Annotated in this window: 22 protein-coding genes; 5 read left to right on the top strand and 17 right to left on the bottom strand. The window is 70.9% G+C overall.

Annotation, left to right across the window (positions count from 1 at the left end; translation table 11 throughout):
* Positions 1-21: 21 nt before the first annotated feature.
* The 10 genes from aroQ to ACZ4TG_RS36500 form a co-directional block, all read right to left on the bottom strand.
* Positions 22-462, bottom strand: coding sequence for a type II 3-dehydroquinate dehydratase (aroQ, locus tag ACZ4TG_RS36545; RefSeq protein WP_468172163.1), 441 nt, complete (start codon positions 460-462; stop codon positions 22-24).
* On the bottom strand, positions 459-1,550 hold the full coding sequence (gene aroB / locus ACZ4TG_RS36540) for a 3-dehydroquinate synthase (protein ID WP_468172160.1): 1,092 nt from the start codon (positions 1,548-1,550) through the stop codon (positions 459-461). The genes aroQ and aroB overlap by 4 nt, the downstream gene beginning before the upstream one ends.
* On the bottom strand, positions 1,547-2,065 hold the full coding sequence (locus tag ACZ4TG_RS36535; RefSeq protein ID WP_468172157.1) for a shikimate kinase: 519 nt from the start codon (positions 2,063-2,065) through the stop codon (positions 1,547-1,549). The genes aroB and ACZ4TG_RS36535 overlap by 4 nt, the downstream gene beginning before the upstream one ends.
* Entirely contained in the window at positions 2,062-3,246 is a 1,185-nt protein-coding gene (gene aroC, locus ACZ4TG_RS36530) for a chorismate synthase (protein ID WP_468172154.1), read from the bottom strand. The genes ACZ4TG_RS36535 and aroC overlap by 4 nt, the downstream gene beginning before the upstream one ends.
* Before the next feature lie 153 nt (positions 3,247-3,399).
* A complete protein-coding gene (locus ACZ4TG_RS36525) occupies positions 3,400-4,230 on the bottom strand; it encodes a shikimate dehydrogenase (protein ID WP_468172151.1) in 831 nt (276 codons plus the stop codon).
* Positions 4,231-4,403: 173 nt separating this feature from the next.
* On the bottom strand, positions 4,404-6,143 hold the full coding sequence (gene mltG / locus ACZ4TG_RS36520; protein WP_468172148.1) for an endolytic transglycosylase MltG: 1,740 nt from the start codon (positions 6,141-6,143) through the stop codon (positions 4,404-4,406).
* 126 nt (positions 6,144-6,269) lie between these two features.
* A complete protein-coding gene (gene ruvX, locus ACZ4TG_RS36515) occupies positions 6,270-6,740 on the bottom strand; it encodes a Holliday junction resolvase RuvX (protein ID WP_468172145.1) in 471 nt (156 codons plus the stop codon).
* Positions 6,741-6,742: 2 nt separating this feature from the next.
* The gene (alaS, locus tag ACZ4TG_RS36510; RefSeq protein WP_468172142.1) at positions 6,743-9,412 is read right to left on the bottom strand and encodes an alanine--tRNA ligase; all 2,670 of its coding nucleotides are present in this window, start codon (positions 9,410-9,412) and stop codon (positions 6,743-6,745) included.
* Positions 9,412-9,756 carry a DUF6167 family protein gene (locus ACZ4TG_RS36505; protein ID WP_468172139.1) on the bottom strand — a complete coding sequence of 115 codons (345 nt, stop codon included), beginning with the start codon at positions 9,754-9,756 and terminating at the stop codon, positions 9,412-9,414. The genes alaS and ACZ4TG_RS36505 overlap by 1 nt, the downstream gene beginning before the upstream one ends.
* Before the next feature lie 8 nt (positions 9,757-9,764).
* A complete protein-coding gene (locus ACZ4TG_RS36500) occupies positions 9,765-10,196 on the bottom strand; it encodes a DUF948 domain-containing protein (protein WP_468172136.1) in 432 nt (143 codons plus the stop codon).
* Positions 10,197-10,344: 148 nt separating this feature from the next.
* Here ACZ4TG_RS36500 and ACZ4TG_RS36495 point away from each other — a divergent pair, with 148 nt between their 5' ends.
* Positions 10,345-12,585, top strand: coding sequence for an ATP-binding protein (locus ACZ4TG_RS36495; protein ID WP_468172133.1), 2,241 nt, complete (start codon positions 10,345-10,347; stop codon positions 12,583-12,585).
* On the opposite strand, the gene rpsD is transcribed toward ACZ4TG_RS36495, so the two are convergent.
* Positions 12,573-13,184 carry a 30S ribosomal protein S4 gene (gene rpsD, locus ACZ4TG_RS36490; RefSeq protein ID WP_008740451.1) on the bottom strand — a complete coding sequence of 204 codons (612 nt, stop codon included), beginning with the start codon at positions 13,182-13,184 and terminating at the stop codon, positions 12,573-12,575. The two genes, ACZ4TG_RS36495 and rpsD, sit on opposite strands and share 13 nt — an antisense overlap.
* 55 nt (positions 13,185-13,239) lie before the next feature.
* Between rpsD and ACZ4TG_RS36485 the strand changes: the two genes are divergently transcribed.
* Positions 13,240-14,145, top strand: a complete 906-nt coding sequence (locus ACZ4TG_RS36485) for a DUF2470 domain-containing protein (RefSeq protein WP_468172130.1) — start codon at positions 13,240-13,242, stop codon at positions 14,143-14,145.
* A gap of 44 nt (positions 14,146-14,189) precedes the next feature.
* On the opposite strand, the gene ACZ4TG_RS36480 is transcribed toward ACZ4TG_RS36485, so the two are convergent.
* The 5 genes from ACZ4TG_RS36480 to ACZ4TG_RS36460 form a co-directional block, all read right to left on the bottom strand.
* On the bottom strand, positions 14,190-14,894 hold the full coding sequence (locus ACZ4TG_RS36480) for an HNH endonuclease family protein (RefSeq protein WP_468172127.1): 705 nt from the start codon (positions 14,892-14,894) through the stop codon (positions 14,190-14,192).
* 78 nt (positions 14,895-14,972) lie between these two features.
* Positions 14,973-16,328 carry a replication-associated recombination protein A gene (locus ACZ4TG_RS36475; RefSeq protein ID WP_468172124.1) on the bottom strand — a complete coding sequence of 452 codons (1,356 nt, stop codon included), beginning with the start codon at positions 16,326-16,328 and terminating at the stop codon, positions 14,973-14,975.
* Between the two features lie 40 nt (positions 16,329-16,368).
* Positions 16,369-16,980 carry a vitamin K epoxide reductase family protein gene (locus ACZ4TG_RS36470; protein WP_468172121.1) on the bottom strand — a complete coding sequence of 204 codons (612 nt, stop codon included), beginning with the start codon at positions 16,978-16,980 and terminating at the stop codon, positions 16,369-16,371.
* Between the two features lie 214 nt (positions 16,981-17,194).
* The gene (gene hisS, locus ACZ4TG_RS36465; protein ID WP_468172118.1) at positions 17,195-18,454 is read right to left on the bottom strand and encodes a histidine--tRNA ligase; all 1,260 of its coding nucleotides are present in this window, start codon (positions 18,452-18,454) and stop codon (positions 17,195-17,197) included.
* Positions 18,455-18,464: 10 nt separating this feature from the next.
* Positions 18,465-19,175 (bottom strand): MBL fold metallo-hydrolase, encoded by a 711-nt coding sequence (locus tag ACZ4TG_RS36460; protein ID WP_468172115.1) that lies wholly within the window; start codon positions 19,173-19,175, stop codon positions 18,465-18,467.
* A gap of 163 nt (positions 19,176-19,338) precedes the next feature.
* On the opposite strand from ACZ4TG_RS36460, the gene ACZ4TG_RS36455 reads away from it, so the two are divergent.
* The 3 genes from ACZ4TG_RS36455 to ACZ4TG_RS36445 all read left to right on the top strand — a co-directional run bounded on the left by ACZ4TG_RS36455 (position 19,339) and on the right by ACZ4TG_RS36445 (position 22,965).
* A complete protein-coding gene (locus ACZ4TG_RS36455) occupies positions 19,339-20,115 on the top strand; it encodes a peptidylprolyl isomerase (RefSeq protein ID WP_468172112.1) in 777 nt (258 codons plus the stop codon).
* A 200-nt stretch (positions 20,116-20,315) separates the two neighbouring features.
* Positions 20,316-21,545, top strand: a complete 1,230-nt coding sequence (locus ACZ4TG_RS36450) for a DUF349 domain-containing protein (protein ID WP_468172109.1) — start codon at positions 20,316-20,318, stop codon at positions 21,543-21,545.
* Positions 21,546-21,714: 169 nt separating this feature from the next.
* Positions 21,715-22,965 (top strand): glycosyltransferase family 39 protein, encoded by a 1,251-nt coding sequence (locus ACZ4TG_RS36445; protein WP_468172106.1) that lies wholly within the window; start codon positions 21,715-21,717, stop codon positions 22,963-22,965.
* A 123-nt stretch (positions 22,966-23,088) separates the two neighbouring features.
* Here the strand turns inward: ACZ4TG_RS36445 and ACZ4TG_RS36440 are convergent, their stop codons facing one another.
* Entirely contained in the window at positions 23,089-25,518 is a 2,430-nt protein-coding gene (locus tag ACZ4TG_RS36440; protein WP_468172103.1) for a RelA/SpoT family protein, read from the bottom strand.
* Between the last annotated feature and the right edge of the window lie 74 nt (positions 25,519-25,592).

Genomic DNA, 25,592 nt, shown 5'->3' with positions numbered 1-25,592 from the left:
GCCGGCGTCCCGCCCGGGCCGTCAGGCGGTGACTTCCTCCGCCAGCGCGCGCAGTGCGAGCCGGTAGGAGCCGATGCCGAAGCCCGCCACCGTCCCGGTCGCCACGGCCGCGATGACCGAGGTGTGCCGGAACGCCTCGCGGGCGTACGGGTTGGAGATGTGCACCTCGATCAGCGGCGCGGTGCGCTGCGCCGCGGCGTCCCGCATGGCGTACGAGTAGTGCGTGAAGGCACCCGGGTTGATCACGACCGGGATCTTGCCGTCCGCCGCCTCGTGCAGCCAGCGCACGAGCTCGCCCTCGTCGTTGGTCTCGCGGACCTCGACGTCGAAGCCGAGCTCCTCGCCCAGCGCGCGGCAGCCCTCGACGAGCCCGGCGTACGAGGTGGCCCCGTACACGTCGGGCTCGCGCGAGCCGAGCCGGCCCAGGTTCGGGCCGTTCAGGACGAGGACCTTGCGGCTCACGCCGACACCTCGCCGTACGCCGCGATCAGGTGCGCCGGGTCCGGGCCCTCCAGGACGGTGGGCTTGCCCAGGCCGTCCAGGACGATGAAGCGCAGCAGGTTGCCGCGGGACTTCTTGTCGACCTGCATGGTCTGGAGCAGCTTGGTCCACTGGTCGCCGCGGTAGGTCAGCGGCAGCCCGACGGCGGCCAGGATCTCGCGGTGCCGGTCGGCCGTCGCGTCGTCCAGCCGGCCGGCGAGCCGGCCGAGCTCGGCCGCGAAGACCATGCCGACGGACACGGCCGCGCCGTGCCGCCACTTGTAGCGCTCGTTCTTCTCGATGGCGTGCGCGAGGGTGTGGCCGTAGTTCAGGATCTCCCGCAGCCCGGCTTCCTTGAGGTCGCTGGAGACCACGTCGGCCTTGACCTGGATGGAGCGCACGATGATCTCGGCGGTATGCGGTCCGGCCGGCGTACGGGCCGCCTGCGGGTCCTCCTCGATCAGGTCGAGGATCACCGGGTCGGAGATGAAACCGGCCTTGATGATCTCGGCGAGTCCGCTGACGTAGTCGTTGACCGGCAGCGAGTCCAGCGCCGCGAGGTCGCAGAGCACCCCGGCGGGCGGGTGGAAGGCGCCGACGAGGTTCTTGCCCTCGGCGGTGTTGATGCCGGTCTTGCCGCCGACGGCCGCGTCCACCATGGCCAGCACGGTGGTCGGCACGGCGATCCAGCGCACCCCGCGCAGCCAGGAGGCCGCGACGAAGCCCGCGAGGTCGGTGGTGGACCCGCCTCCGACGCCGACGATCACGTCGGTGCGGGTGAAGCCGGACTGGCCCAGCGCCTTCCAGCAGTACGCCGCCACCTCGACGGTCTTGGCCTCCTCGGCGTTCGGCACCTGGATGGCGACCGCCTCGTAGCCCTGGGCCGCGAGGTCGTCGCGCAGCGCCTCACCGGTCGAGGCCAGTGCCTCGGGGTGGATCACCGCGACCCGCTGGGCCCTCGTACCGATGAGCGAGCCGAGCTCGCCGAGCAGCTGCCGGCCGACCAGCACGTCGTACGCGTCGTGTCCGGCACTGGCGCCGACGTTGATCCGCCTCACCTGGTCTGTCATACGTCCTTCAACTCCAGAGCGTCGAGGACCGCCTGGGCGACCTCTTCGGGGGTGCGGTCGTCGGTGGCCACCACGACGCGCGCGACTTCGGTGTACAGGTGGCGCCGGGCCTCCATCAGCTCGCGCCACTGGCGGCGCGGGTTGACGGCGAGCAGCGGGCGCGCGGCGCCGAGGCCCACGCGCCGTACGGCTTCCTCGACGTCCATCGACAGGTAGGCGACGGGCAGGCCAGTCAGCAGCCCGCGGGTGCCCTCGTCGAGGACGGCGCCGCCGCCGAGGGAGAGGACTCCGGTGTGCTCGGCGACGGCGGCCGCGACGGCCTGCCGTTCGAGCTCGCGGAAATGGGGCTCGCCCTCGTCGACGAACAGGTCGGAGATCTCCCGGCCGGTGGCCGCGACGATGTCGGCGTCGGTGTCCCGGTAGGGGACGCCGAGCCGCCCGGCGATCAGTTCTCCGACCGTGGACTTGCCGGAGCCCATGGGTCCGACGAGGACGACCAGTGGCCCGCCGGTCACCGGATCTGCAGGTTGTCGAGGTACGAGCGGACGTTGCGCCGGGTCTCGGGGACCGAGTCGCCGCCGAACTTCTCGACGACGGCGTCCGCGAGCACGAGCGCGACCATGGCCTCGGCCACGATGCCCGCGGCCGGGACGGCACACACGTCGGAGCGCTGGTGGTGCGCGACGGTGGCCTCGCCGGTGGCGACGTCGACGGTGGCGAGGGCGCGCGGCACGGTCGCGATGGGCTTCATGGCGGCCCGTACGCGCAGCAGCTCACCGGTGGTCAGACCGCCCTCGGTGCCGCCGGAACGGCCCGAGGTGCGGCGCAGGCCCTCGTCGGTGGAGACGATCTCGTCGTGCGCCTTGGAGCCGGGCACGCGGGCCAGCTCGAAGCCGTCGCCGACCTCGACGCCCTTGATGGCCTGGATGCCCATGAGCGCGGCCGCGAGGCGGGCGTCGAGGCGACGGTCCCAGTGGACGTGCGAGCCGAGGCCGACGGGGACCCCGTACGCGAGCACCTCGACGACGCCGCCGAGGGTGTCGCCGTCCTTGTGGGCCTGGTCGATCTCCGCGACCATCGCCTTCGACGCGTCGGCGTCGAGGCAGCGCACCGGGTCGGCGTCGAGCTTGTCGACGTCGGCGGGGGTCGGGTAGACGCCGTACGGGGCCTTGGCCGAGGCCAGTTCCACCACGTGCGAGACGATCTCGATGCCCGCGGCCTCCTTGATGAAGGACCGGGCGATGGCGCCGAGGGCCACACGGGCGGCCGTCTCGCGGGCGCTGGCGCGCTCCAGGATCGGGCGGGCCTCGTCGAAGCCGTACTTCTGCATGCCCGCGAGGTCGGCGTGGCCGGGGCGGGGGCGGGTCAGCGGCGCGTTACGGCCGGTTTCCTTCAGCAGCGAGGGGTCGACCGGGTCGGCCGACATGACCGTCTCCCACTTGGGCCACTCGGTGTTGCCGATCATGACGGCGACCGGGGAGCCCAGCGACAGCCCGTGGCGGACACCGCCGAGGAAGGTGATCTCGTCCTGCTCGAACTTCATCCGGGCACCGCGGCCATATCCGAGCCGGCGCCGGGCGAGGTGATCGGCCACCAGCTCGGTGGTGACCGGGACGCCGGCCGGAAGGCCCTCCAGCGTCGCCACCAGGGCCGGTCCGTGCGACTCTCCTGCGGTCAGCCAACGCAACCTGCTCAACGATGCTCCTCATGCTCGCGCCTGGCACAGCTACGGCGCGATCGGGTGCGCGGCCCGGACCCGCCTGGTCCGATCCTCCCATGTCCGGACCGGTATCCAGGTGTCAGGTCCAGCTATCGGACGCGGGATCCGTCAGGTTCCCGTCCGTGATCGTCAGTGCCGCTCGCGCAGGGCCGCTTCGCCCGCCGCCCGCATGGCCGCCAGCGGGCCCGGCCGCCCCGTCATCTGCTCGACCTGGAGGACCGCCTGGTGGACCAGGAGGTCCAGTCCGCCGAGGAGCGTGCCGCCCCGCCCCGACCAGGCCGCCGCGAGCGCGGTGGGCCAGGGGTCGTACAGGACGTCGAACAGGGTGCCCGGCGCGGCGGGCACCGCGGCGGCCAGTTCGTCGGTCGCGCCGGCCGGGGTGGTGGCGATGACGAGCGGCGCGGTCAGCGCCTCGGCCGCCCGCGACCAGTCGGCCGTGCGGACGGTGACGCCGAGCCGCTCGCCCCACCGCCGCATCTCGTCGCCCCGGGCGCGCGAGCGTACGTACGCGGTGACCTCGCCGGTGCAGATCCGCGAGAGCGCCGCCAGCGCCGAGGAGGCGGTGGCGCCCGCGCCGAGTACGGCGGCGGACGGGACCTTCTCGACCCCGCGCTCGTGCAGCGCCGCGATGATCCCGGGGATGTCGGTGTTGTCGCCCAGGCGGCGGCCGTCCTCGGTGAGGACGACGGTGTTGACGGCTTCCACGGAGGCGGCGGTGTCGCTGATGCCGTCGAGCAGTGTGATGACCGCCCGCTTGAGCGGCATGGTCAGGGACAGCCCGGCCCATTCGGGGCCGAGGCCGCCGATGAAGCCGGGGAGCGCGGCCTCGTCGACCTCGAAGCGGTCGTAGGACCAGCCTTCGAGGCCGAGTTCCCGGTAGGCGGCCCGGTGCAGCACCGGTGAGAGGGAGTGCTCGATGGGCGAACCCAGTACCGCGGCGCGCCGTACGGTCGGCTGCATCTTCCTCGCCCCTCACCCAGACCCACCCGCGCGCGTGCGCGGCCGACCGGGCCGGTGCCCGGGCGCGAAAAACAGTAAAGCAGCCGGTAGCGGTGCGAAAGCAGCCGCCCTCGCCGTCCCGGACGAAGCGGGACGGCGAGGGCGGCGCGGAGGATCCGGGCGGAGCCGCGGGGCTACTGCGCCGTCTTCTTGCGCTCCTTCTCGTACTCCTCGCGGTTGCGGTTGTGCTCGTCGTTGGTCACCGCGAACAGCGTCTTGTTCTCGTTGACGGAGACGAAGTAGTACCAGGGGCCGGGCTCGGGGTTGATCGCCGACTTGAGCGCGTCCGCACCGGGGTTGCCGATGGGGCCGGCCGGCAGGCCCTTGATCTTGTAGGTGTTGTACGGGTCGTCGATCTTGCGCAGGTCGTTGACCGATCCGACGTCCAGCGTGCTCTGGCCCTTGATGTAGTTGACCGTGGAGTCGAAGTCCAGCAGACCGTACGTCTCGGTGTTGCCGGGCTTGAGGCGGTTGTAGACGACGCGGGAGATCTTGTCGAAGTCGTGCTGGTACTTGCCCTCGGCCTGGACGAGGCTCGCGACGGTGACCAGTTCCAGGGGGTTCTTCAGGCCCATCTTCGTGGCCTGCCCCTTGATGTCGGCGTTCGCGTACTCCTGGTTCGCCTTGGCGACCATCTGCTTGAGCAGCGCGTCGGGCTTCATGTCCTTGGTGAGGTCGTACCGGGTCGGGTAGAGGAAGCCCTCCAGCGGGTCCTTGACGTCCTTGTTGCTGTTCGCCCAGTCCGGCAGGCCGAGGTTCTTGTACTCCTTGCCGGCGAGGTCCTTCGTGGTGCCTTCCTGGAGCCCGAGCTTCTTGTCGATGGCCGCGTAGATGGCGACGTTGCGCATGCCCTCGCTGATCGTGAGGACGTTCAGCTTCGACGGGTCCGTCATCAGTTCGACGGCGGAGGCGCCCGACATCTTCTTCTTCAGCGGGTAGATGCCCGGCTGGATGGCCTTGCCCTTGGGGTGCACGTTGGCGGCGGTGACGAACGCCTCGGCGCTGGCGACCACGCCGGCCTTCTGGAGGATCTGGCCCATCGCGAGGAGGCCGGCGCCCTTGGGGATCTCGATGTCGACGGTCTCGTCGGTGCCCGTGCCCGCGTAGTCCTCGGCCGCGCCGAACCGCGCCTTGAGGTAGGTGTAGCCGTAGTAGCCGCCACCGCCCACCACGCCCACGATCACGAGGGCGGCGATCAGGCAGGCCGCGCCGCTGCGGCTCTTGGGCTTGCCCTTCGAACGGCCCGGGCGGCGCCCGCCGCCCGAACGGCCGTCGTCGTCCTGCGCGTCGGGCTCCAGGTCCTCCTCGGGCTCCTCCGTCAGCAGTTCGCCGTCCTGCTCCTGCGCCTCGCGCTCCAGGTGGCGCCGGCTCGGGGGCACCGGCGGAGGGAAGGCCTCCGGGGTGCTGTACAGGTCAGGGGCCTCGCCGGGATAGCCGCCGGCGGTCTGCTGGGCGTACGGGTCCACGCCCCCGTACGGGTCCACGGGCGCGAGGGCCTCCGCGTACCGGCCCTGGCCGGTGTCCCAGCCCTGGTCCTCGTACGCCGGCTGCTGCTGCCCGTGCTGCGGCTGCGGCTGCTGCTGCTCGTACGGCTGCTGCGGTGCGTAGCCCTGCTGCGGGTACTGCTGTTGCTGGTACTGCTGCTGGAACTGCGGGTCCTGGTACCGCGGTTCCTGATACTGCGGATCCGGGTACTGCGGGTGGAGATGCGAGGGGTCCTGATGCTGTGGCGCCTGCGGGTACTGCTCCTGCGCGACGCCGGCGTAAGGCACCTGGCCCTGCTGGACCGGCTGTCCGGTCCACCCCTGGTCCCCGTACAGGGGGTCCTCGGGGTGCCACGGTTCGGGGGTGCGGCCCCGGCCATACTCAGTCATCGATCCCCTAGAGCCGCGAGACGGAGGCAGCGGCTTCATTGCCGCGGCACCCGGTTCCGCCTCTGAAGTGGTGGGCGACGGCTGTTCGAATGCCGCCACATCGCGCGGAACGTTACCGTATCGCGATCAGACAACCACTTCGACGCACTCACCGGGCGGATTACCTGATACCCGTTCGGTCTCAAGAGCGTTCTGCAGGATCACCACGGCGGCCGCCTGGTCGATGACCGAACGGCCCTTCTTGGCGTTCTTCCCCGAGGCCCGGAGCCCCTGGGCGGCGGTGACCGTGGTCATCCGCTCGTCCACGAGCCGGACCGGCACCGGCTTGATGCCCTTGGCGAGCTCGCCCGCGAAGGCGCGCACCTTGACCGCGGCCGGCCCCTCCCGCCCGCTGAGCGAGCGGGGGAGGCCGACCACGACTTCCAGGGGCTCGTACTCCTCGACGAGCTGCCGCAGCCGCCGGTGGGCGAAGGGGACGTCCCGGCCCGGCACGGTTTCCACCGGCGTGGCCAGCACCCCGTCGGGGTCGCACGAGGCGACCCCGATCCGGGCGTCCCCGACATCGATGGCGAGCCGGCGGCCGCGGCGCAGCGTCATCGTCAGGCCGTCTCGACGACGAGGCGCTCGACCGCGGCGATGGCCTCGGGGATGGCGGCCGGGTTCTGGCCGCCGCCCTGGGCCACGTCCGGCTTGCCGCCACCGCCGCCACCGAGGGTCTTGGCGGCCGTACGGACCAGGTCGCCGGCCTTGAGACCGCGCTCGCGGGCGGCCTCGTTGGTGGCGATGACCGTCAGCGGGCGGTCGTTGGCCGTGGTGAAGAGGGCCACGACGGCCGGACGGTCGCCGGGGATGCGGCCGCGGACGTCGAGGACCAGCTTGCGCAGGTCGTCGGCGCCCGTGCCGTCCGGCACCTGGCCGACGACGAGGGCGACGCCGTGGATGTCCTGGGCGTTGGAGGCGAGACCGGCGGCGGCCTGGAGCACCTTCTCCGCGCGGAACTTCTCGATCTCCTTCTCGGCGTCCTTCAGCTTGCCGAGCATGGAGGCGATCTTCTCCGGCAGCTCCTCGGGGCGGCCCTTGACCAGCTCCTGGAGCTGGGCGACGACCGTGTGCTCCTTGGCGAGGAAGTTGTACGCGTCCACGCCGACCAGGGCCTCGACGCGGCGCACGCCGGAGCCGATCGAGGACTCGCCGAGCAGCTTCACCAGACCCAGCTGGGCGGTGTTGCCGACGTGGGTGCCGCCGCACAGCTCCTTGGAGAAGTCGCCGATGGTCACGACGCGCACGCGCTCGCCGTACTTCTCACCGAATTCGGCGATGGCGCCCTGCTTCTTCGCCTCGTCGATGCTCATGATCTCGGCGGTGACGTCGAGCTCGCGGGAGAGCACGTCGTTGATCTTCTGCTCGACGTCGGTGAGCACCGAGCCGGGGACGGCGTTCGGGGAGCCGAAGTCGAAGCGGAAGCGGCCGGGCGAGTTCTCCGAACCGGCCTGGGCGGCGGTCGGGCCCAGGGCGTCGCGCAGGGCCTGGTGCGTCAGGTGCGTGGCCGAGTGGGCGCGGGCGATGGCCCGGCGCCGGTGGATGTCGATGGCGGCGTACGCGGAGGCGCCGACCGTCACCTCGCCCACCTGGACGGAGCCCTTGTGGACGGAGACGCCCGGAACCGGCTGCTGGACGTCGCGGACGACGATGACGGCGCCGGAGTCGAGCTTGATGCGGCCCTGGTCGGCGAGCTGGCCACCGCCCTCGGCGTAGAAGGGGGTGCGGTCCAGGACGACCTCGACCTCGTCGCCCTCGGAGGCGGCGGGCGCGGAGACGCCGTTGACCAGCAGGCCGACGATGGTGGACTCGCCCTGGGTGGTGGCGTAGCCGGTGAACTCGGTGGCGCCGGAGCCGTCCGCGATCTCCCGGTAGGCGGACATGTCCGCGTGGCCGGTCTTCTTGGCCTTGGCGTCGGCCTTGGCGCGGTCGCGCTGCTCCTGCATCAGGCGGCGGAAGCCGGGCTCGTCCACGGAGAGGCCCTGTTCGGCGGCCATCTCCAGGGTGAGGTCGATCGGGAAGCCCCAGGTGTCGTGGAGCAGGAAGGCCTTGTCGCCGGAGAGGACCGTGCCACCGGCGGCCTTGGTCTCGGTCACGGCGGTGTCGAGGATGTTCGTGCCGCCCTTGACGGCCTTGAGGAAGGCGGCCTCTTCGGCGAGCGCGACGGTCTCGATGCGCTTGCGGTCGGTGACCAGCTCCGGGTACTGCTGCCCCATCGTGTTGATCACGACGTCGACGAGGTCCTGGACGACCGGACCCGTGGCGCCCATGAGGCGCATGTTGCGGATGGCCCGGCGCATGATGCGGCGCAGGACGTAGCCGCGGCCCTCGTTGCCGGGGGTCACGCCGTCTCCGATGAGCATCACGGAGGTGCGGATGTGGTCGGCGACCACGCGCATCGAGACGTCCGTGCCGTGGGCGGCGCCGTACCGCACGCCGGTCAGCTCGGTGGCCTTGTCCATGACCACGCGCAGGGTGTCGGTCTCGTACATGTTCTGCACGCCCTGCAGGATCATCGCGAGGCGTTCGAGGCCGAGACCGGTGTCGATGTTCTTCGACGGCAGGTCGCCGAGGATCGGGAAGTCTTCCTTCCCGTCGCCGGCGCCGCGCTCGTACTGCATGAAGACCAGGTTCCAGATCTCCACGTAGCGCTCGTCGTTGACGGCGGGGCCGCCCTCGACGCCGAACTCGGGGCCGCGGTCGTAGTTGATCTCCGAGCACGGGCCGCAGGGGCCGGGGACGCCCATGGACCAGAAGTTGTCCTTCTTGCCCAGGCGCTGGATGCGCTCGGCGGGGACGCCGATCTTCTCGCGCCAGATCGTCTCGGCCTCGTCGTCGTCGAGGTAGACGGTGATCCAGAGCTTCTCGGGCTCCAGGCCGTAGCCGCCGTCCGCCACGGAGCTGGTGAGCAGCTCCCAGGCGTACTTGATGGCGCCTTCCTTGAAGTAGTCCCCGAAGGAGAAGTTGCCGCACATCTGGAAGAACGTGCCGTGGCGGGTGGTCTTGCCGACCTCTTCGATGTCCGGGGTACGGACGCACTTCTGCACGCTGGTGGCCCGGGGGGCCGGGGGCTTGGTCTCGCCGAGGAAGTACGGCTTGAACGGGACCATGCCCGCGTTGACCAGCAGCAGAGTCGGGTCGTCCGCGATGAGCGACGCCGAAGGGACAACGGTGTGACCGCGCTCCTCGAAGAAGCTCAGCCAGCGGCGGCGGATTTCAGCCGACTCCATCAGTGGTCCTCATTCCGGTTGTACGAGAGATTCGTGCGGTGGGTGTTCTGGTGGTTCTCGATGGCCCGCAGCCGCCGCGGCCCCGGGAGGGCGGTGACGTTGTCGGGCCTTTCGGGGTCCTGGTGGAGCCCCAGTGCGTCGTTCAGCTCGTCCTCGCGCTGCGTCATTCCCGCCTTGACGTCGAGGGCGAAGTCCTTGAGGCGGTGGCCCGCCTCCACGGCCTTGTCGGCCGCCTGAGCGGCGAGGCTCTCCGGCGTCAGCTTCTTCAGCTGTCGGTTGACCTTGGTGGTGGCCCACACGCCGGCGGCTGCGCCTGCGGTGAACCAGAAGGCTCGGCGGAACATCGGAGGTCTCAGCCCTTCTGCTTCCGGCGCCGGGCCGCCGGCACCGTACGGCCGACGATCACAGTGCGTCGGGATGTCTTCTGCGGCGCGTCTTCCTGCGTCCTGCCCAGCGCCTTGCGGACCCCGTAGCCGAAGGCCGCGACCTTGACGAGCGGCCCGCCGAAGGTGGAGGCCACGGTCGAGGACAGCGCGGAGGCGTTGGAGGTGACTTCCTGGACGTCGCTCGCGATGGCGTCGACCCGGTCGAGCTGAGTGCGCGCGGAGCGCACGGTGGTGGAGGCGTCGGCCAGCAGCGGGACGGCCTGTTCGGTCACGTCCGCCACCAGCTTGGTGGTCGCCTTCAGGACCTGGGCCAGCCTCACCAGCACCACGGCGAGGAAGGAGACCAGAATGGCCCAGAAGACGGCCACGAGGATCCCGGCCACCTCACCACCGGACACGTTGCACCGCTCTCTGCACATTGATCACTACGTAGAAAAGTCGTCCTCCGACCCTATCGCGCCGGAGATCCCCGGCCGTACCGGAATTCGGGAGCCGCGCGGACCCGCCTTGTACGCAGCGCATCCGTAGCAGTACTCTCCGTGTCCCATGCGACAGAGACCCCTTCACCACAGGACCCGGGGCAATCTTCCCTCGGAGTTGAGCGGGTTCGTCGGCCGGGGTGGCGAACTCGCCGGGCTGGAGCGGCTCCTCGACTCCGTGCGGCTCGTGACGGTCACCGGAGTGGGCGGTGTCGGCAAGTCCCGGCTCGTGCTGGCGGCCGCCCGGGCGCTCGCCGATGCCGCGCAGGAACGCTACTGCGACGGCGTGTGGCTGGCCGAGCTGTCCTCCGTACGCGATCCGGCGCTCCTCGAGCTCGCGCTCTGCGAGGCCCTCGGGATGACCGACCACACCACCCGGCCACCGAAGACCGTCCTGGCCGAGCACCTGGCGGACCGCCGGCTGCTGCTGGTCCTCGACGGCTTCGAGCAGCTGGTGGACGAGTGCGCGGAGCTGGTGCGCGAGCTCCTGCGCCGCTCCCCCGGCCTGCGGGTGCTCGCCGCGGGCCGGCGTCCGCTGGCCCTGGACGGGGAGCTGGCCTTCCCGCTGGCCCCGCTGCCTCCCGAGGAGGCCCTGGCCCTGCTGACCGCCCGGGCCGCGGCCGCCGATCCGGCGTTCACGGTGTCCGGGGCCGACCGGGCCGTGCTGGCCGAGGTCTGCGAGCGGCTCGACGGGCTCCCGCTGGCCCTCGAACTGGCGGCGGGCCGCCTGCGGGCGCTGGCGCCGGCGCAGGTGCTGGCCCGGCTGGAGGACCGGTTCGCCCTGCTGACGGGAGGGGCCCGAGGGGCGCTGCCCCGGCACCGGGCGCTGCGGACGGCGATCGGCTGGAGCCACGAGCTGTGCACGCCCGGGGAGCGCCTGCTGTGGGCGCGGCTCTCCGTGTTCGCGGGGCGGTTCGACCTCGACGCCGCCGAATACGTGTGCGCGGGGCCGGATCTGCCGGTGGAGTCCGTGCTGGACCTGGTCGGGGAGCTGCTGGCCCAGTCCCTGCTGGTCAGGGAGGAGACGCCGGCCGGGGTGCGCTACCGGATGCTGGAGACCGTACGGCTGTACGGGGCGGGCTGGCTGGAGTCGCTGGGCGACGCCGGGCGGCTGCGGCGGCGGCACCGGGACTGGTACCTGGGGCTGGCCACCTGGTGCGAGCTGGACTGGTTCAGCCCGCGCCAGCAGGAGGTGGCCGCGCTGGTGGAGGCGGAGCTGGCGAACCTGCGCCTGGCCCTGGAGTGCTGCCTGGAGGAGGCGGAGGAACCGCACCTGGGCCAGTACCTCGCGGGCACGCTCTGGTTCTACTGGGCGGGCTGCGGCCGCCTCACCGAGGGCCGGCACTGGCTGGACCGCGCCCTGGAGCACTCCTCGGGGAACGGGTACGAGAACTCCCGGCTGAAGGCGCTCTGGGTGCTGGGCTACGTCGCGGCCCTGCAGGGCGACGCGGTGGCTTCGATGAGCGCCCTGTACGAGTGCCAGGAGGGGGCGGCGCGGTCCGGCAACCCGGTGGCGGCGGCGTACGCGGTGCACCGGCTGGGCTGCCTGGCCCTGGTCTCGGACGATATGACGCGGGCCCGCGAGCTGCTGGGCGCGGCCCTGGAGCGCTACCGGGAGGCCGGGGAGCTGAACAGCAACGTGCTGATGTGCCAGGTCGAGCTGGCGATGGCGCTGGCCTTCCAGGGCGATCCGGCGGGCGCGCTCTCGCTGTGCGAGGAGGTCCGGGAGATCTGCGAGGAGCGCGGGGAGCGCTGGACGAAGGCGTACGCCCTCTACGTGCTGGCGTACGCGGCGCTGGACGCGGGGGACACGGGCCCGGCCCGGCTGCTGCTGGCGGAGTGCGTCGAGATCAACCACGTGTTCCGGGACCTGGTGGGGCTGGTGCTGGCGGTGGAGCTGCTGGCGCTGGTCACGGTGGCCGAGGGGCACCCGGCGGAGGCGGCGGTGCTCCAGGGCGCGGCGGAGCCGATGTGGGACGGGGTCGGGCTCCAGCTCTTCGGGTCGGGGTACTTCAACGCGCCCCGGCTGATGTGCCAGGAGCGCGCGGGCGAGCTGATCGGGGCCGAGCGGTACGCCTCGTGCGCCCGGCACGGGGGCGGCCTCTCGGTGGACGCGCTGGTGGAGCGGGCCCTGCGGGGGCCGGAGCCGGGGGTGGCGGCCCCGCTGCCGAGGCCCCGTACGACGTCCGGGCGACCGGCGGACCGGACGGGACCGAAGGCGGAGAACAGGAAACCCGCCGGCTCCCCCGAGGGGAACCGGCGGGCTGACCAGCCTGTGAGGCTACGTCCGCTGGATCAGCGGGCGTAGTACTCGACGACGAGCTGCTCGTCGCAGATGACCGGAATTTCCTTGCGGTTCGGGTCGCGGTCCAGGCGGAAGGCCAGGGCCTTCAGGTTGACCTGCAGGTAACGGGGGGTCTCGCCCTCGCCTGCGTAGCCACCCTCACGGGCAACCTGGAACGGAACCTTCTCGCGGCTGCGCTCGCGCACGGTGATGACGTCGTCCGGGCGGACACGGAACGACGGCTTGTCGACCTTGTCACCGTTGACCTCGATGTGGCCGTGAACGACCATCTGGCGAGCCTGGTAGATGGTGCGGGCGATGCCCGAACGCAGGACCAGGGCGTCGAGGCGACGCTCGAGCTCGACGACCAGCGCCTCGCCCGTCTTGCCTTCGGCCTTCTTGGCGCGGTCGTACGCGCGGGCCATCTGACGCTCAGAGATGTCGTACTGAGCGCGCAGACGCTGCTTCTCCAGCAGACGAACCTTGTAGTCCGAGTTCTGCTTGCGGCCACGGCCGTGCTCGCCCGGCGGGTAGGGGCGGGCCTCGAAGTACTTGACGGCCTTCGGGGTCAGCGCAATGCCGAGGGCACGCGACTTCTTGACCTTGGGTCGCTTCTGGTTCACGTGGAACCTACCTCCATGTAAGTTAGGTGAGGCTTACCTTAGCGAGGAGGACGTAATGTCTCGACCACATGGGATCCCCCTGCCCAGTGCGCATCGAAGTTCAGATCCAAACGAAACAGGATCTGCTTTCGACGACGGTAGGCAAGGTCAGCCGCGTCCCAGGGAAGGCGTTCGGCAGCTCACCGGAGCCGAACGCGTACGAACCCTCGTAGAGTCCAACGCCTCAGTATCCCTCACGCTGCCGGGTGCTCCTGACACGCAGGAGCTGACAGAGATCGGGGCAGGGATGCCGGCCGCTCGGACCGTCACCCCGGACGGGGACGTGATCCTCCTGGTTTCAGGGGAATCCGTGGCTGCCAGGGCAGCCGCTCACGCCCAGGACGACGACCTCACCGCCGTGATCGAGATCACGGATGTGGCGCCGGTGTCCGTGCCCCATCGTATCCGAGGCCGCGCGTGGCTCGCCGGGTGGCTGACACCGGTGCGCGGGGACGACCGCCCGGCCTGCGCCGCGCTGCTCGCGGAGCGGCATCCGGTGGGTGAGCTGCTGGGCATGTCCGAGTCGCTGGACGCCCCCTACTCCGGCCGCCCGGCCTGGATGATGCTCCGCCTGGAGGTCGGCGAGATCACGGTCGACGACCTGTGGGGCGCCGAACAGGTGGATCCCGACGACCTGGCCCGGGTCGAGCCCGACCCGATGACCGCCCACGAGACCGAACTCCTCCAGCACCTCCACCGCGCCCACGGCGACCGGGTCGCGGACCTGTGCGGCCTGCTCGGCCCCCGTGAGGCGGCGGGGATGACCGCGGTCCCGCTGGCCCTGGACCGGCTGGGCCTGCGCGTCCGGTTCACCGGCGGGGAGTCCTCCTTCGACGCCCGCTTCGACTTTCCGGAGCCGGTCGCGGACATCTGCGGCCTGCGCCGGGCCATGCACACCCTCTTCGCGGCGGCCGGCCGCTAGGGCGCCGGGTCGCCATGCAGCCGGGTCGCCGGGCAGCCGGCCGGCTAGGGGCAGGTGGCACGCATCTCGCCGAGCGCGGTCTTCTCCGGTGGGGTCACGGAGAGCCGGTACTTGGCCTTGATGCCGGTGTAGCGGCGCGCGTACTTGCACCAGTACGACCTGAGCGGCGGCTTCCACTTGTCGGCGGTCCTGCTGCCCTTGTCGTAGTTGGTCTGCTTGTCCACGGCGAGCAGCACGTCGAGGTCGTTGGCGAACTCCAGCCTGCGCTGCGGCGTCCAGGCGTAGGCCCCGCCCCGCCAGGCGGCACCGAGCGCGACGACGTGGTCGGTCTGGATCTGCGAGGCGCGGCGGTAGGTGTAGGGGAGCCGCCTGCCGGTGTACGGATCGTGCAGGACGCCCGAGAGGACCACGCAGGGGTTGCGGTCCCCTTCACGGAGTTCGGCGAGGTCCCGGCGCAGCACGTCGTCCCGGGTGTCGCAGCCGTTGCGCCCGCCGACGGCATCGGTCTCGTCGGACCAGTACCTGCCGAAGTCCTCCCGCTTGTACGTCTGCCAGTTCTTGCCCCACTCGACCTTCAGGGCGGCCAGCCGGGCCTTGGCGGTGGCCGCGCTCGGCGGGAACCCGGCACCGGCGAGCGGCACCCGCGCCACCAGCGCCCGGGGCTCCTGCCGGCCGGAGTCGTGATGGCACCCGCTGAGCGGCAGCGTCACCGCCAGGGCGAGGGCGAGGAGCGGAGCACGGCGTCGCATGCGAGGGAGCCTAAGGGCTGTCCCGCCGGCCTTCGAGGCGCGGCGCCGGCGCGCAGCCCCGGCAGCGGCGCCGCACCCTCAGGCGCCGCCGCCCTTCAGCCGCTCGCGGACCTTCTCCACCACGTCCGCGTACCGCGCCTCCGCCCCGTAGCGGGTCGGCTCGTAGTACCGCTTGCCGTGGATCTCGTCCGGGGCGTACTGCTGCGCCGCGATGCCGCCCGGTACGTCGTGCGGGTAGACGTACCCCACCGCGTGGCCCAGCTTCGCCGCCCCCTTGTAGTGCCCGTCCCGCAGGTGCGCCGGAACCGATCCCGCCAGCCCTGCCCGGACATCGGCCAGGGCGGCGCCGATCGCGGTCGTGGCGGTGTTCGACTTCGGGGCCAGCGCGAGCGCGATCGTCGCGTGCGACAGGGTCAGCGCCGCCTCCGGGAAACCGATCATGGCCACCGCCTGGGCCGCGGCCACGGCCAGCGGCAGGGCCGTCGGGTCCGCCAGCCCGATGTCCTCGCTCGCGGAGATCATCAGCCGCCGCGCGATGAACCGCGGGTCCTCCCCCGCCTCGATCATCCGGGCCAGGTAGTGCAGCGCCGCGTCCACGTCCGAGCCGCGGATCGACTTGATCAGCGCGCTCGCCACGTCGTAGTGCTGGTCGCCGTCCCGGTCGTACTTGACGGCCGCGCGGTCGACCGCCTCCTCCACCGTCTGGAGGGTGATCTCCTGCTCGCCCTTGGCGATGGCCGAGCCGGCTCCCGCCTCCAGTGCGGTCAGCGCCCGCCGGGCGTCGCCGCCGGCGATGCGCAGCAGGTGCGCCTCGGCGTCGGCCGGCAGGGTGACGGCCCCGCCCAGGCCCCGCTCCTCCTCCAGCGCCCTCTTCATCAGCGCGCTCAGGTCGTCGTCCGTCAGCGGTTCCAGCGTCAGCAGCAGCGACCGCGACAGCAGCGGCGAGATGATCGAGAAGTACGGGTTCTCCGTGGTGGCCGCGATCAGCGTCACCCAGCGGTTCTCGACGGCCGGGAGCAGCGAGTCCTGCTGCGCCTTGCTGAAGCGGTGGATCTCATCGAGGAAGAGGACGGTCTCCTTGCCGTACCCGCCGGCCGCCCGCCGGGCGCCCTCGATGACCGCGCGTACCTCTTTGACGCCCGCCGTGATCGCGGACAGCTCCACGAACCGCTTCTGCGTCGCCTGGCTGACCACGTACGCGAGCGTCGTCTTTCCGATGCCCGGCGGCCCCCAGAGGATCACCGACGAGGCACCGGCCGGGCCCCCGGCCCCCTCGCCGACCAGCCTCCGCAGCGGCGAGCCGGGCTTCAGCAGGTGCTGCTGGCCGACGACCTCGTCCAGGGTGCGCGGGCGCATCCGGACGGCGAGCGGAGAACTCGACGGGTCCTTCTCCTGGCGGTCCTCGGCGGCGGCGGTGAAGAGATCTGGTTCCACACGGGAAGCCTATGCGAGCCCACTGACACCGCCCTCCGGCTCAGGAGGTCCAGAAGTCCCACCAGCGGGTCAGGATCAGCATGCCGATGATCCCGATGTGCAGCACGGGCAGGACCCACGTGAACTCGTCGAAGAAGCCGCGCAGCCAGCCGGGGGCGGGCAGCAGCCCCTGGCGCACGTTGTGCGAGGTGACGTACCAGAACATCAGGATGGTGGCGACCCAGGCCAGGGAGCACCACAGGCACAGCGAGTTGATGTTGTACAGCGACTGGTACATCAGCCAGGTGCAGAAGCCGACCCCGAAGAGGGTGCCCGCGTTCAGGGTCAGCCAGTACCAGCGCCCGAACCGGGCCCCGGCCAGCAGGCTCATGCCCACGCAGATGACGATGCCGTACGTGACCAGGCCCAGCATCGGGTTCGGGAAGCCGAAGGCGGACGCCTGGTCGCTCTTCATGATGTTGCCGCAGGAGACGATCGGGTTCAGGCTGCAGCCCGGCGTGAAGTTCGGGTCCTCCAGCAGCTTGAACTTGTCGATGGTGATCACCCAGGCGGCGAGCAGGCCCGCGGCTCCCGTGATCACCAGCAGGAGCGCCAGGGCCCGGCTGCCGCCGTACGTCCGAGCGGTGTCCGCGCCAGTACCGGTTGTCGTCATACCGCCCGCTCCACATCTGCAAGGTCATCAAGCACCGGCCATTGTGCCGTACCGGGCTGTCCGTCCACCGTTCGATGAACATAAGTGCGCATGTTCGGGACGCAGGAGCGGCGGGGCCCGGGCGCGCGGAACGGGCGGGGGGCGGGCATGGAGAAGGGGCGGGGGGAGAGCTCCGCGCCGCGGCTCCCCACCCCGCCCCCACGGGCGGCCCCGGTCAGGCCAGCTTGGCCTTCAGGACCTCGACCACGTCGCCCACGGCCACCGGGGACTGCTCCCCCGACTCCATGTCCTTGAGCTGCACGACGCCCTCGGCCAGGTCCCGGTCGCCCGCGACGAGCGCGAACCGCGCACCCGAGCGGTTCGCGTCCTTCATCGCGCCCTTGAGGCCCTTGCCCCCGTACGAGATGTCGGCGGCGACGCCCGCCCGGCGCAGCTCGGTCACCAGGCCGAACAGCGCCGGCTTGGTCTCGCCCAGCGCCACCGCGAACACCGACGTGGCCGGCGGCAGCGCCAGCTCGATGCCCTCGGCCTCCAGCGCCAGCACCGTACGGTCCACGCCGAGTGCCCAGCCCACCGACGGCAGCGCCGGCCCGCCGATCATCTCGGACAGGCCGTCGTAGCGTCCTCCGCCGCCGACCGCCGACTGCGAGCCGAGGCCGTCGTGCACGAACTCGAAGGTGGTCCGGGTGTAGTAGTCCAGGCCGCGCACCAGCTTCTCGTCGTCCTCGAAGGCGACGCCGGCCGCCGTCACCAGCGCCCGCACCTCCTCGTGGTACGCCTTGCAGGCGTCGCACAGGTAGTCGCGCAGCATCGGCGCGCCGACCAGCTGCTTCTGTACGTCCTCCCGCTTGTCGTCGAGCACCCGCAGCGGGTTGATCTCGGCGCGGCGCACGGTGTCGGCGTCGAGGTCGAGCCCGCGCAGGAAGGCCTGGAGCGCCTCGCGGTAGACGGGGCGGCACTCCTTGTCGCCGAGCGAGTTCAGCAGGATCCGGAAGTTGCGCAGGCCCAGCGAGCGGTACGCCTGGTCGGCAAGGATGATCAGCTCGGCGTCCAGCGCCGGGTCCTCGGCACCGATCGCCTCGGCCCCGACCTGCGAGAAGTGGCGGTAGCGGCCCTTCTGCGCCCGCTCGTAGCGGTAGTAGGAGCCGGAGTACCAGAGCTTGACGGGCAGCAGGCCCGCCTTGTGCAGGTTGCCCTGGAGCGCCGCGCGCAGCACGGACGCGGTGCCCTCGGGCCGCAGGGCGAGCTGGTCGCCGCCCTTGGTCGTGAGGGTGTACATCTCCTTGCTGACGATGTCGGTGGACTCGCCGACGCCGCGCGAGAAGAGCTCGACGTTCTCGAAGCCGGGGGTCTCGACGTACCCGTAGCCCGAGTTCTTCAGCGGGCCCGAGATCGCCTCGCGCACCGCCAGGAAGGTCGCGGAGCGGGGGGGCAGCAGGTCGTACGTGCCCTTGGGGGCCTGAAAAGTACTCACGAAACTTTCGTCACATTCCTCGTCGTGGAGCGGCGGTGCCGCCTCCCGGCCCGGCCGCGACTTCCCGCAGGTACGGGTTGGTCGCGCGCTCGCGCCCGATGGTGGTCTGGGGACCGTGGCCGGACAGCACCACCGTCGAGTCGTCCAGCGGCAGGCACACGCGGGCCAGCGACTGGAGGATCTCGGCGTGGGAGCCGCCGGGCAGGTCGGTACGTCCGATGGAGCCGGCGAAGAGCAGGTCGCCCGAGAAGAAGACCGGCGGGATGTCGGCCAGCTCGGGCATCCGGAAGGTCACCGACCCCTTGGTATGCCCGGGCGCGTGCGCCACCGAGAAGTCCATTCCGGCCAGCTTGAGGCTGCTGCCGTCCTTCAGCTCGCGGACGTCGTCCGGCTCGCCCACGGTCAGCTCGCCCATGAGCGGCATGCCGATGGACCGGCCGAGGGCCTTCTCCGGGTCGCTCATCATGTAGCGGTCCTCGGGGTGGATCCAGGCCGGTACGTCGTGTGCTCCGCACACCGGGACCACCGAGGCCACATGATCGATGTGGCCATGGGTGAGGACGACCGCGACGGGCTTGAGCCGATGCTTCTTCAACGTCTCCTCGACGCCCTGGGCAGCCTGGTGGCCCGGGTCGATGATGACGCACTCCTCACCGGCGGCGGGGGCGACCACATAGCAGTTGGTCCCCCAGGCCCCGGCGGGGAAACCGGCAATCAGCACGTTCGTCCTCAATCGTCGTCCGGCGGGAGCTACGGATGCGGCCGCAGGTCGGAATGCCGCTGCTCAGAGCCTACCGGCGCCGCTCATTACACAGCGAACCCATATACGGTACGGCCTAGCCCAGCCCGGACAGCGGTACCAGACACGTACAAGGAGACGACCGGTGGTCACGAGCGATCAGCGTCGGCGACAGCTCGCCAGGGAGAAGTACGAGCGCCAGCAGAAGCGCCGGGCCGAGGCCCGGCGGAAGTCGCGCCGCACCATGGCGGTGGTCGGTGCGGCGGTGGCCGTGGTGGTCGCGACGCTGATCGGCCTCGTGGTGGGCGGCGTCTTCGACTCGAAGGACAAGACGGCGAGCGAGCCGGCGGACTCCCCTTCGGCCTCCCCCACGCCCAAGCAGTCGCCTCCGGCGATGGCGATCGACGAGAAGGCGAAGTACACCTTCGACCTGAAGACGAGCGCGGGCGACATCAAGTTCGAGATGGACGCGGCGAAGACCCCCCAGACGGTCAACTCGTTCAAGTCGCTCGCCGACAAGGGCTTCTTCGACCACACGAAGTGCCACCGCCTGGTGACCGGCGGGATCTTCGTGCTCCAGTGCGGTGACCCCCAGGGCACCGGCATGGGCGGCCCCGGCTACACCATCCCGGACGAGAACCTCGACGCCCTGGGCAAGCCGAACGAGCAGGGCCAGGTGATCTACCCGGCGGGGACGGTGGCGATGGCGAACACCGGCCAGCCCGGAACCGGCGGCAGCCAGTTCTTCCTCGTCTACAAGGACAGCCCGCTGGCCCCCTCCTACACGCCGTTCGGCAAGATCGACGCGGCCGGCCTGAAGGTCCTGGAGGACGTCGCCAAGACCGGGACCGCCGACGGAGCCCAGGACGGGGCCCCGAAGAACGCCGTGACCATCGAGAAGGGCGCCGTCACCAAGAACTGACCGGCGGCCGGGGCGACCGGCGGCCCGGAGCCGGCCGGCCTCCCGCCCGTACGTCGATATTCCGTCGTGCGGGATGCGGACAGCCGGCCCGGCGGTCGCCTATGTTGGCGTTGTGCAGGGCGGGCGCTGCCCGCCCCAGGAAACTGTGGACGATGCCCAGGGGGTGAACCCCTCGCAAGGCATCAGGTGGAGGAGGCGCTGTGAGCAGCGACCCGTGGGGCCGAGTCGACGAGACCGGCACCGTGTACGTGCGTACTGCCGAGGGCGAGCAGGTCGTCGGCTCGTGGCAGGCGGGCACCCCTGAGGAGGCCCTGGCCTACTTCGAGCGCAAGTACGAGGGCCTGGTGGTCGAGATCGGCCTCCTCGAGCGGCGGGTGCGGACCACCGATCTGTCCGCCAAGGACGCCCAGACGGCCATCGACCACCTGCGGACGCAGTTGGACGAGCACCACGTCGTGGGCGACCTCGACGCCCTGCGCGTCCGGCTGGACAAGCTGGTGTCGACCGTGGAATCGCGGCGCGAGGAGCGCAAGGTCCAGAAGGCCAAGCAGGCGGACGAGGCCCGCGCGGCCAAGGACGCCCTGGTCACCGAGGCCGAGCAGCTGGCGCAGAGCGACCAGTGGCGCAGTGCCGGTGAGCGGCTGCGTGCCCTGGTGGACATCTGGAAGGGTCTGCCCCGGCTCGACCGCAAGTCGGACGACGAGCTGTGGCACCGCTTCTCGCACGCCCGCTCCGCCTTCTCCAAGCGCCGCAAGGCTCACTTCGCCTCGCTGGACGCGCAGCGCGAGGACGCCCGCAAGGCCAAGGAGAAGCTGGTCGCCGAGGCCGAGTCGCTGTCGAAGTCGACGGACTGGGGTCCGACGGCCGCCCGGTACCGCGAGCTGATGGAGAGCTGGAAGGCGGCGGGCCGGGCGCAGCGCGAGTCCGAGGACGATCTGTGGAACCGTTTCCGCGGTGCGCAGGACGTGTTCTTCGCGGCCCGCAGCGAGGTCTTCGCCGAGCGCGACGCCGAGCAGATCGAGAACCTCAAGCTCAAGGAGGAGCTGGCCGACGAGGCCGAGAAGCTCGTCCCGATCACGGACCTGAAGGCGGCCCGTGCCGCGTTCCGCTCCCTCAACGAGCGCTGGGAGGCCATCGGTCACGTGCCGCGGGACGCCCGTCCCAAGGTCGAGGGCCGGATGCACTCCGTGGAACGGGCCATCCAGGAGGCCGAGGAGGGCGAGTGGCGTCGTACGAACCCGGAGGCCCGGGCGCGTGCGGCAGGTCTCACCGGTCAGCTCCAGGCCGCGGTCGACAAGCTGCGCGGGCAGATCGACGCGGCGCGGACCGCGGGTAACAACGCGAAGGCCGACAAGCTGGCCCGGGAACTGGAGGGCCGCCAGGCTCTGCTGGACCAGGCGCTGAAGGGCCTGGAGGAGTTCGGCGGCTGACGCCCCGTACACCGTATTGGGTGGGCATCACCGGAATCGTCCGGTGATGCCCACCCAGTTTGTTACCGGCTCTCAACACTGGCTGCGCACTGGGAGCACCTGACACCTGTGTACCGTTGTACGGTGCCGCAGGTGGCGGCCTTCTGCCGGGCGACTACCAGGATTGAATGTGACGCATACCCAAATACGGGCTGATGTTCCTGACACCCTTCTCGTTGCCGAGCCCCTTGTCAGCAAGAAGGACTCCGGCCTTCGGGGTGTCGGCCGGCGCGTACTGGCGAACCTGCTGCGTGCACGGAAGGCGCTGCTGATCCACATCGCGCTGCGTGCCACCGGACTGGCCGTCATGGCGGTGTGGGCGCAGCGCAAGGGCGTGCAGCCGCTGGAGATCCTGGGCGGGCGCTGGGACGCGGTGTACTACCTGCACATCGCGGAGAGCGGGCTGACCACGCCGCTTGCCTCGCCGTCACCGTGCGGGTTCGCCGGGCCGGGATGCCAGATGGCGTTCTTCCCGGTGTACCCGATGATGATCCGCTACACCTCCTACCTCACCGGTCTGCCGATGAACTGGGTGGCGATGGGGCTGGCGCTGTTCGCGTCGGTCATCGCGGCCTGGGGCATCTTCGCGGTCACCGACAAGATCTACGGCCGCCGGGTCGCGCTGTTCACCTGCGCGCTGTTCGCGATCGTGCCGGCCGCGCTGGTGCAGTCGATGGCGTACACCGAGCCGCTGTTCCTGGCGCTGTCGGTGTGGGCGATGTACGCGGTGATGTCGAAGGCATGGCTGACGGCCGGCACGCTCGCGCTGGTCGCCGGTGCCACCCGGCCCTCGGGATCGGCCATCGTGGCCGCGGTGGTGCTGGCCGCGGTCTGGGAGTTCGTGCAGTGGCGCCGCAAGAAGCGGACCAAGCGGCCCCCGGTCGGCCGGATGGTCACCGCTTCGCTGATCGCGCCCCTGGGCTGGTTCGGCTACGTCGGATACGTCGGCTACCACTTCGGGCGCTGGGACGGCTACTTCGAACTCCAGCGCCGCTGGGGCTCGGTCTACGACGGCGGTTTCGACACGCTGACGGAGCTGAAGAAGACCTTCACCGAGGTCCACACCACCCTCAACCACGTGGTGGTCTCCCTCACCGTGGTGACCGCGGTCATCCTCTTCGTCATCATGACCCGCCGGCGCCGACCCCCGGCCGTCGTCTGGATCTTCGCCGCCATGATCATGCTCATGGCGCTCGGCGGTGCGGGCTTCTACTTCTCCAAGATGCGCTTCATCCTCCCCGCCTTCCCCCTGCTGTTCCCCTTCGCCCTGGCCCTCGCCAGAGCCAAGCGCAGCACCGTCCTGTGGATCATCGGCGGCGCCACCTTCACCTCCGCCATCTTCGGCGGCAACCTCAACTTCGTCTGGTGGGGCTGTCCCTGATCCCCTGACCGCCCCGGACGCCACCTGTCCCGAAACATCCGCACACGGCCATGGGCGCCACCCCCTCGGGGTGGCGCCCATGGCCGTTCTGCGTTCTGCGCCCCGTGGACCAGGGCCTGCGGGCTACGGCCTGCGGGCCGAGGTCACGCGGTAGACGTCGTAGACGCCCTCGACGCCCCGTACGGCCTTCAGGACGTGCCCCAGGTGCTTCGGGTCGCCCATCTCGAAGGTGAACCGGGAGGTGGCCACCCGGTCGCGCGAGGTCTGCACGGCCGCCGAGAGGATGTTCACGTGCTGGTCCGACAGGACCCGGGTGACGTCGGACAGCAGCCGGGACCGGTCCAGGGCCTCGACCTGGATGGCGACGAGGAAGACGGAGGACTGGGTGGGGGCCCACTCGACCTCCAGTATCCGCTCGGGCTGCTGGGAGAGGGAGTCCACGTTGACGCAGTCCGCGCGGTGAACCGATACGCCGCTGCCCCGCGTGACGAACCCGATGATCGGGTCGCCCGGCACCGGGGTGCAGCAGCGGGCCAGCTTGACCCAGACGTCGTCGACGCCCTTCACCACCACGCCCGGATCGGCGTTGTTGCGGCGCTTGGCGCGGCCGCGGGCCGGCGGGATGCTCTCCTCGATGTCCTCGTTGGCGGCCTCCTCGCCGCCGAGGGCCTGCACGAGCTTCTGTACGACGCCCTGCGCGGCCACATGGCCCTCGCCGATCGCCGCGTACAGGGAGGAGATGTCGGGGTAGCGCATCTCGTGCGCCAGGGTGACGAGCGAGTCGCCCGTCAGGATGCGCTGGATCGGCAGGTTCTGCTTGCGCATGGCCCGCGCGATGGCGTCCTTGCCGTGCTCGATCGCCTCGTCGCGGCGCTCCTTGGAGAACCAGGCCCGGATCTTGTTGCGGGCCCGCGGGGACTTGACGAAGCCCAGCCAGTCGCGGGACGGGCCGGCGCCCTCGGCCTTGGAGGTGAACACCTCGACCAGGTCGCCGTTGTCCAGGGTCGATTCGAGCGGCACCAGGCGCCCGTTGACCCGCGCCCCTATGGTGCGGTGACCGACCTCGGTGTGGACGGCGTACGCGAAGTCCACCGAAGTGGCGCCCGCGGGCAGCGCTATGACATCGCCCTTGGGCGTGAAGACGAAGACCTCGTTGCGGGACAGGTCGAAGCGCAGCGAGTCCAGGAACTCGCCCGGGTCCTCGGTCTCCTTCTGCCAGTCCAGCAACTGCCGCAGCCAGGCCATGTCGTTGACGGTGTCCTGGCCCGCGCTGCCCTTGGCCGCCTGCGGCACGTCGGTGCGCACCTTGGAGGTGCCGGCGACCGTCTGCTGCTTGTACTTCCAGTGCGCGGCGATGCCGTACTCGGCGCGGCGGTGCATGTCGAAGGTGCGGATCTGGAGTTCGACGGGCTTGCCGCTGGGTCCGATGACCGTCGTGTGGAGCGACTGGTACATGTTGAACTTGGGCATCGCGATGTAGTCCTTGAACCGGCCGGGGACCGGGTTCCATCGCGCGTGCACGGTGCCGAGGGCGGCGTAGCAGTCCCGGACGGTGTCCACGAGGACGCGGATGCCCACCAGGTCGTAGATCTCCGCGAAGTCACGGCCGCGGACGATCATCTTCTGGTAGACGCTGTAGTAGTGCTTGGGCCGGCCGGTGACGGTGGCCTTGATGCGGGCCGCCCGCAGGTCGGCCTGCACCTCGTCGGTGACGACCGCGAGGTACTCGTCGCGCTTGGGGGCCCGCTCGGCGACCAGCCGTACGATCTCGTCGTACATCTTGGGGTAGAGGATCGCGAAGGCGAGGTCCTCCAGCTCCCACTTGATCGTGTTCATGCCCAGCCGGTGGGCCAGGGGCGCGTAGATCTCGAGGGTCTCGCGGGCCTTCTTCTCCTGCTTCTCCCGCTTGAGGTAGCGCATCGTGCGCATGTTGTGCAGGCGGTCCGCGAGCTTGATGACGAGGACCCGGGGGTCCTTGGCCATGGCGACGACCATCTTGCGCACGGTCTCGGCCTGCGCGGCCTCGCCGAACTTGACCCGGTCGAGCTTGGTGACACCGTCCACGAGCAGGGCCACGGCGTCGCCGAAGTCGCGTCTGAGCTGGTCCAGCCCGTACTCGGTGTCCTCGACGGTGTCGTGCAACAGGCCCGCCATCAGCGTCGCGGGGTCCATGCCGAGCTCGGCGAGGATCGTCGTCACCGCGAGCGGATGGGTGATGTACGGGTCGCCGCTCTTGCGCTTCTGGCCGCGGTGCCAGCGCTCGGCGACCTGGTACGCCTGCTCGATCTGGCGCAGGGTCGCCGTCTCGATCTTCGGGTCGTTGCTGCGGACTATACGGAGGAGGGGTTCCAGTACCGGGTTGTACGGGTTGGAACGCTGGACGCCGAGGCGCGCGAGCCGGGCGCGCACGCGGTTGGAGGACCCGGCCGGCTTCGCCGGAGCGGGCTTGACCGGCGGGGCCGGCGCGGGCGTGGCTGCGGCCGCCGCCTGTTCGGCTTGCCCGGTCTGCGGGTCGGGCTGCGCGGCGGAGAGTGGCTGGACCTCGTCTGGCAAGAGCGCTCCTCAGGGGGTCCCCCCGGACGGAGTCGGGGGAGGATCCGGGTCCCCGGTCAGGTCCGGATAACCCA

The sequence above is a fragment of the Streptomyces sp. NPDC028314 genome, assembly GCF_055565795.1.
The sequence above is the reverse complement of the archived record's forward strand: the minus strand, read 5'-3'. Positions and strand labels throughout refer to the sequence as shown.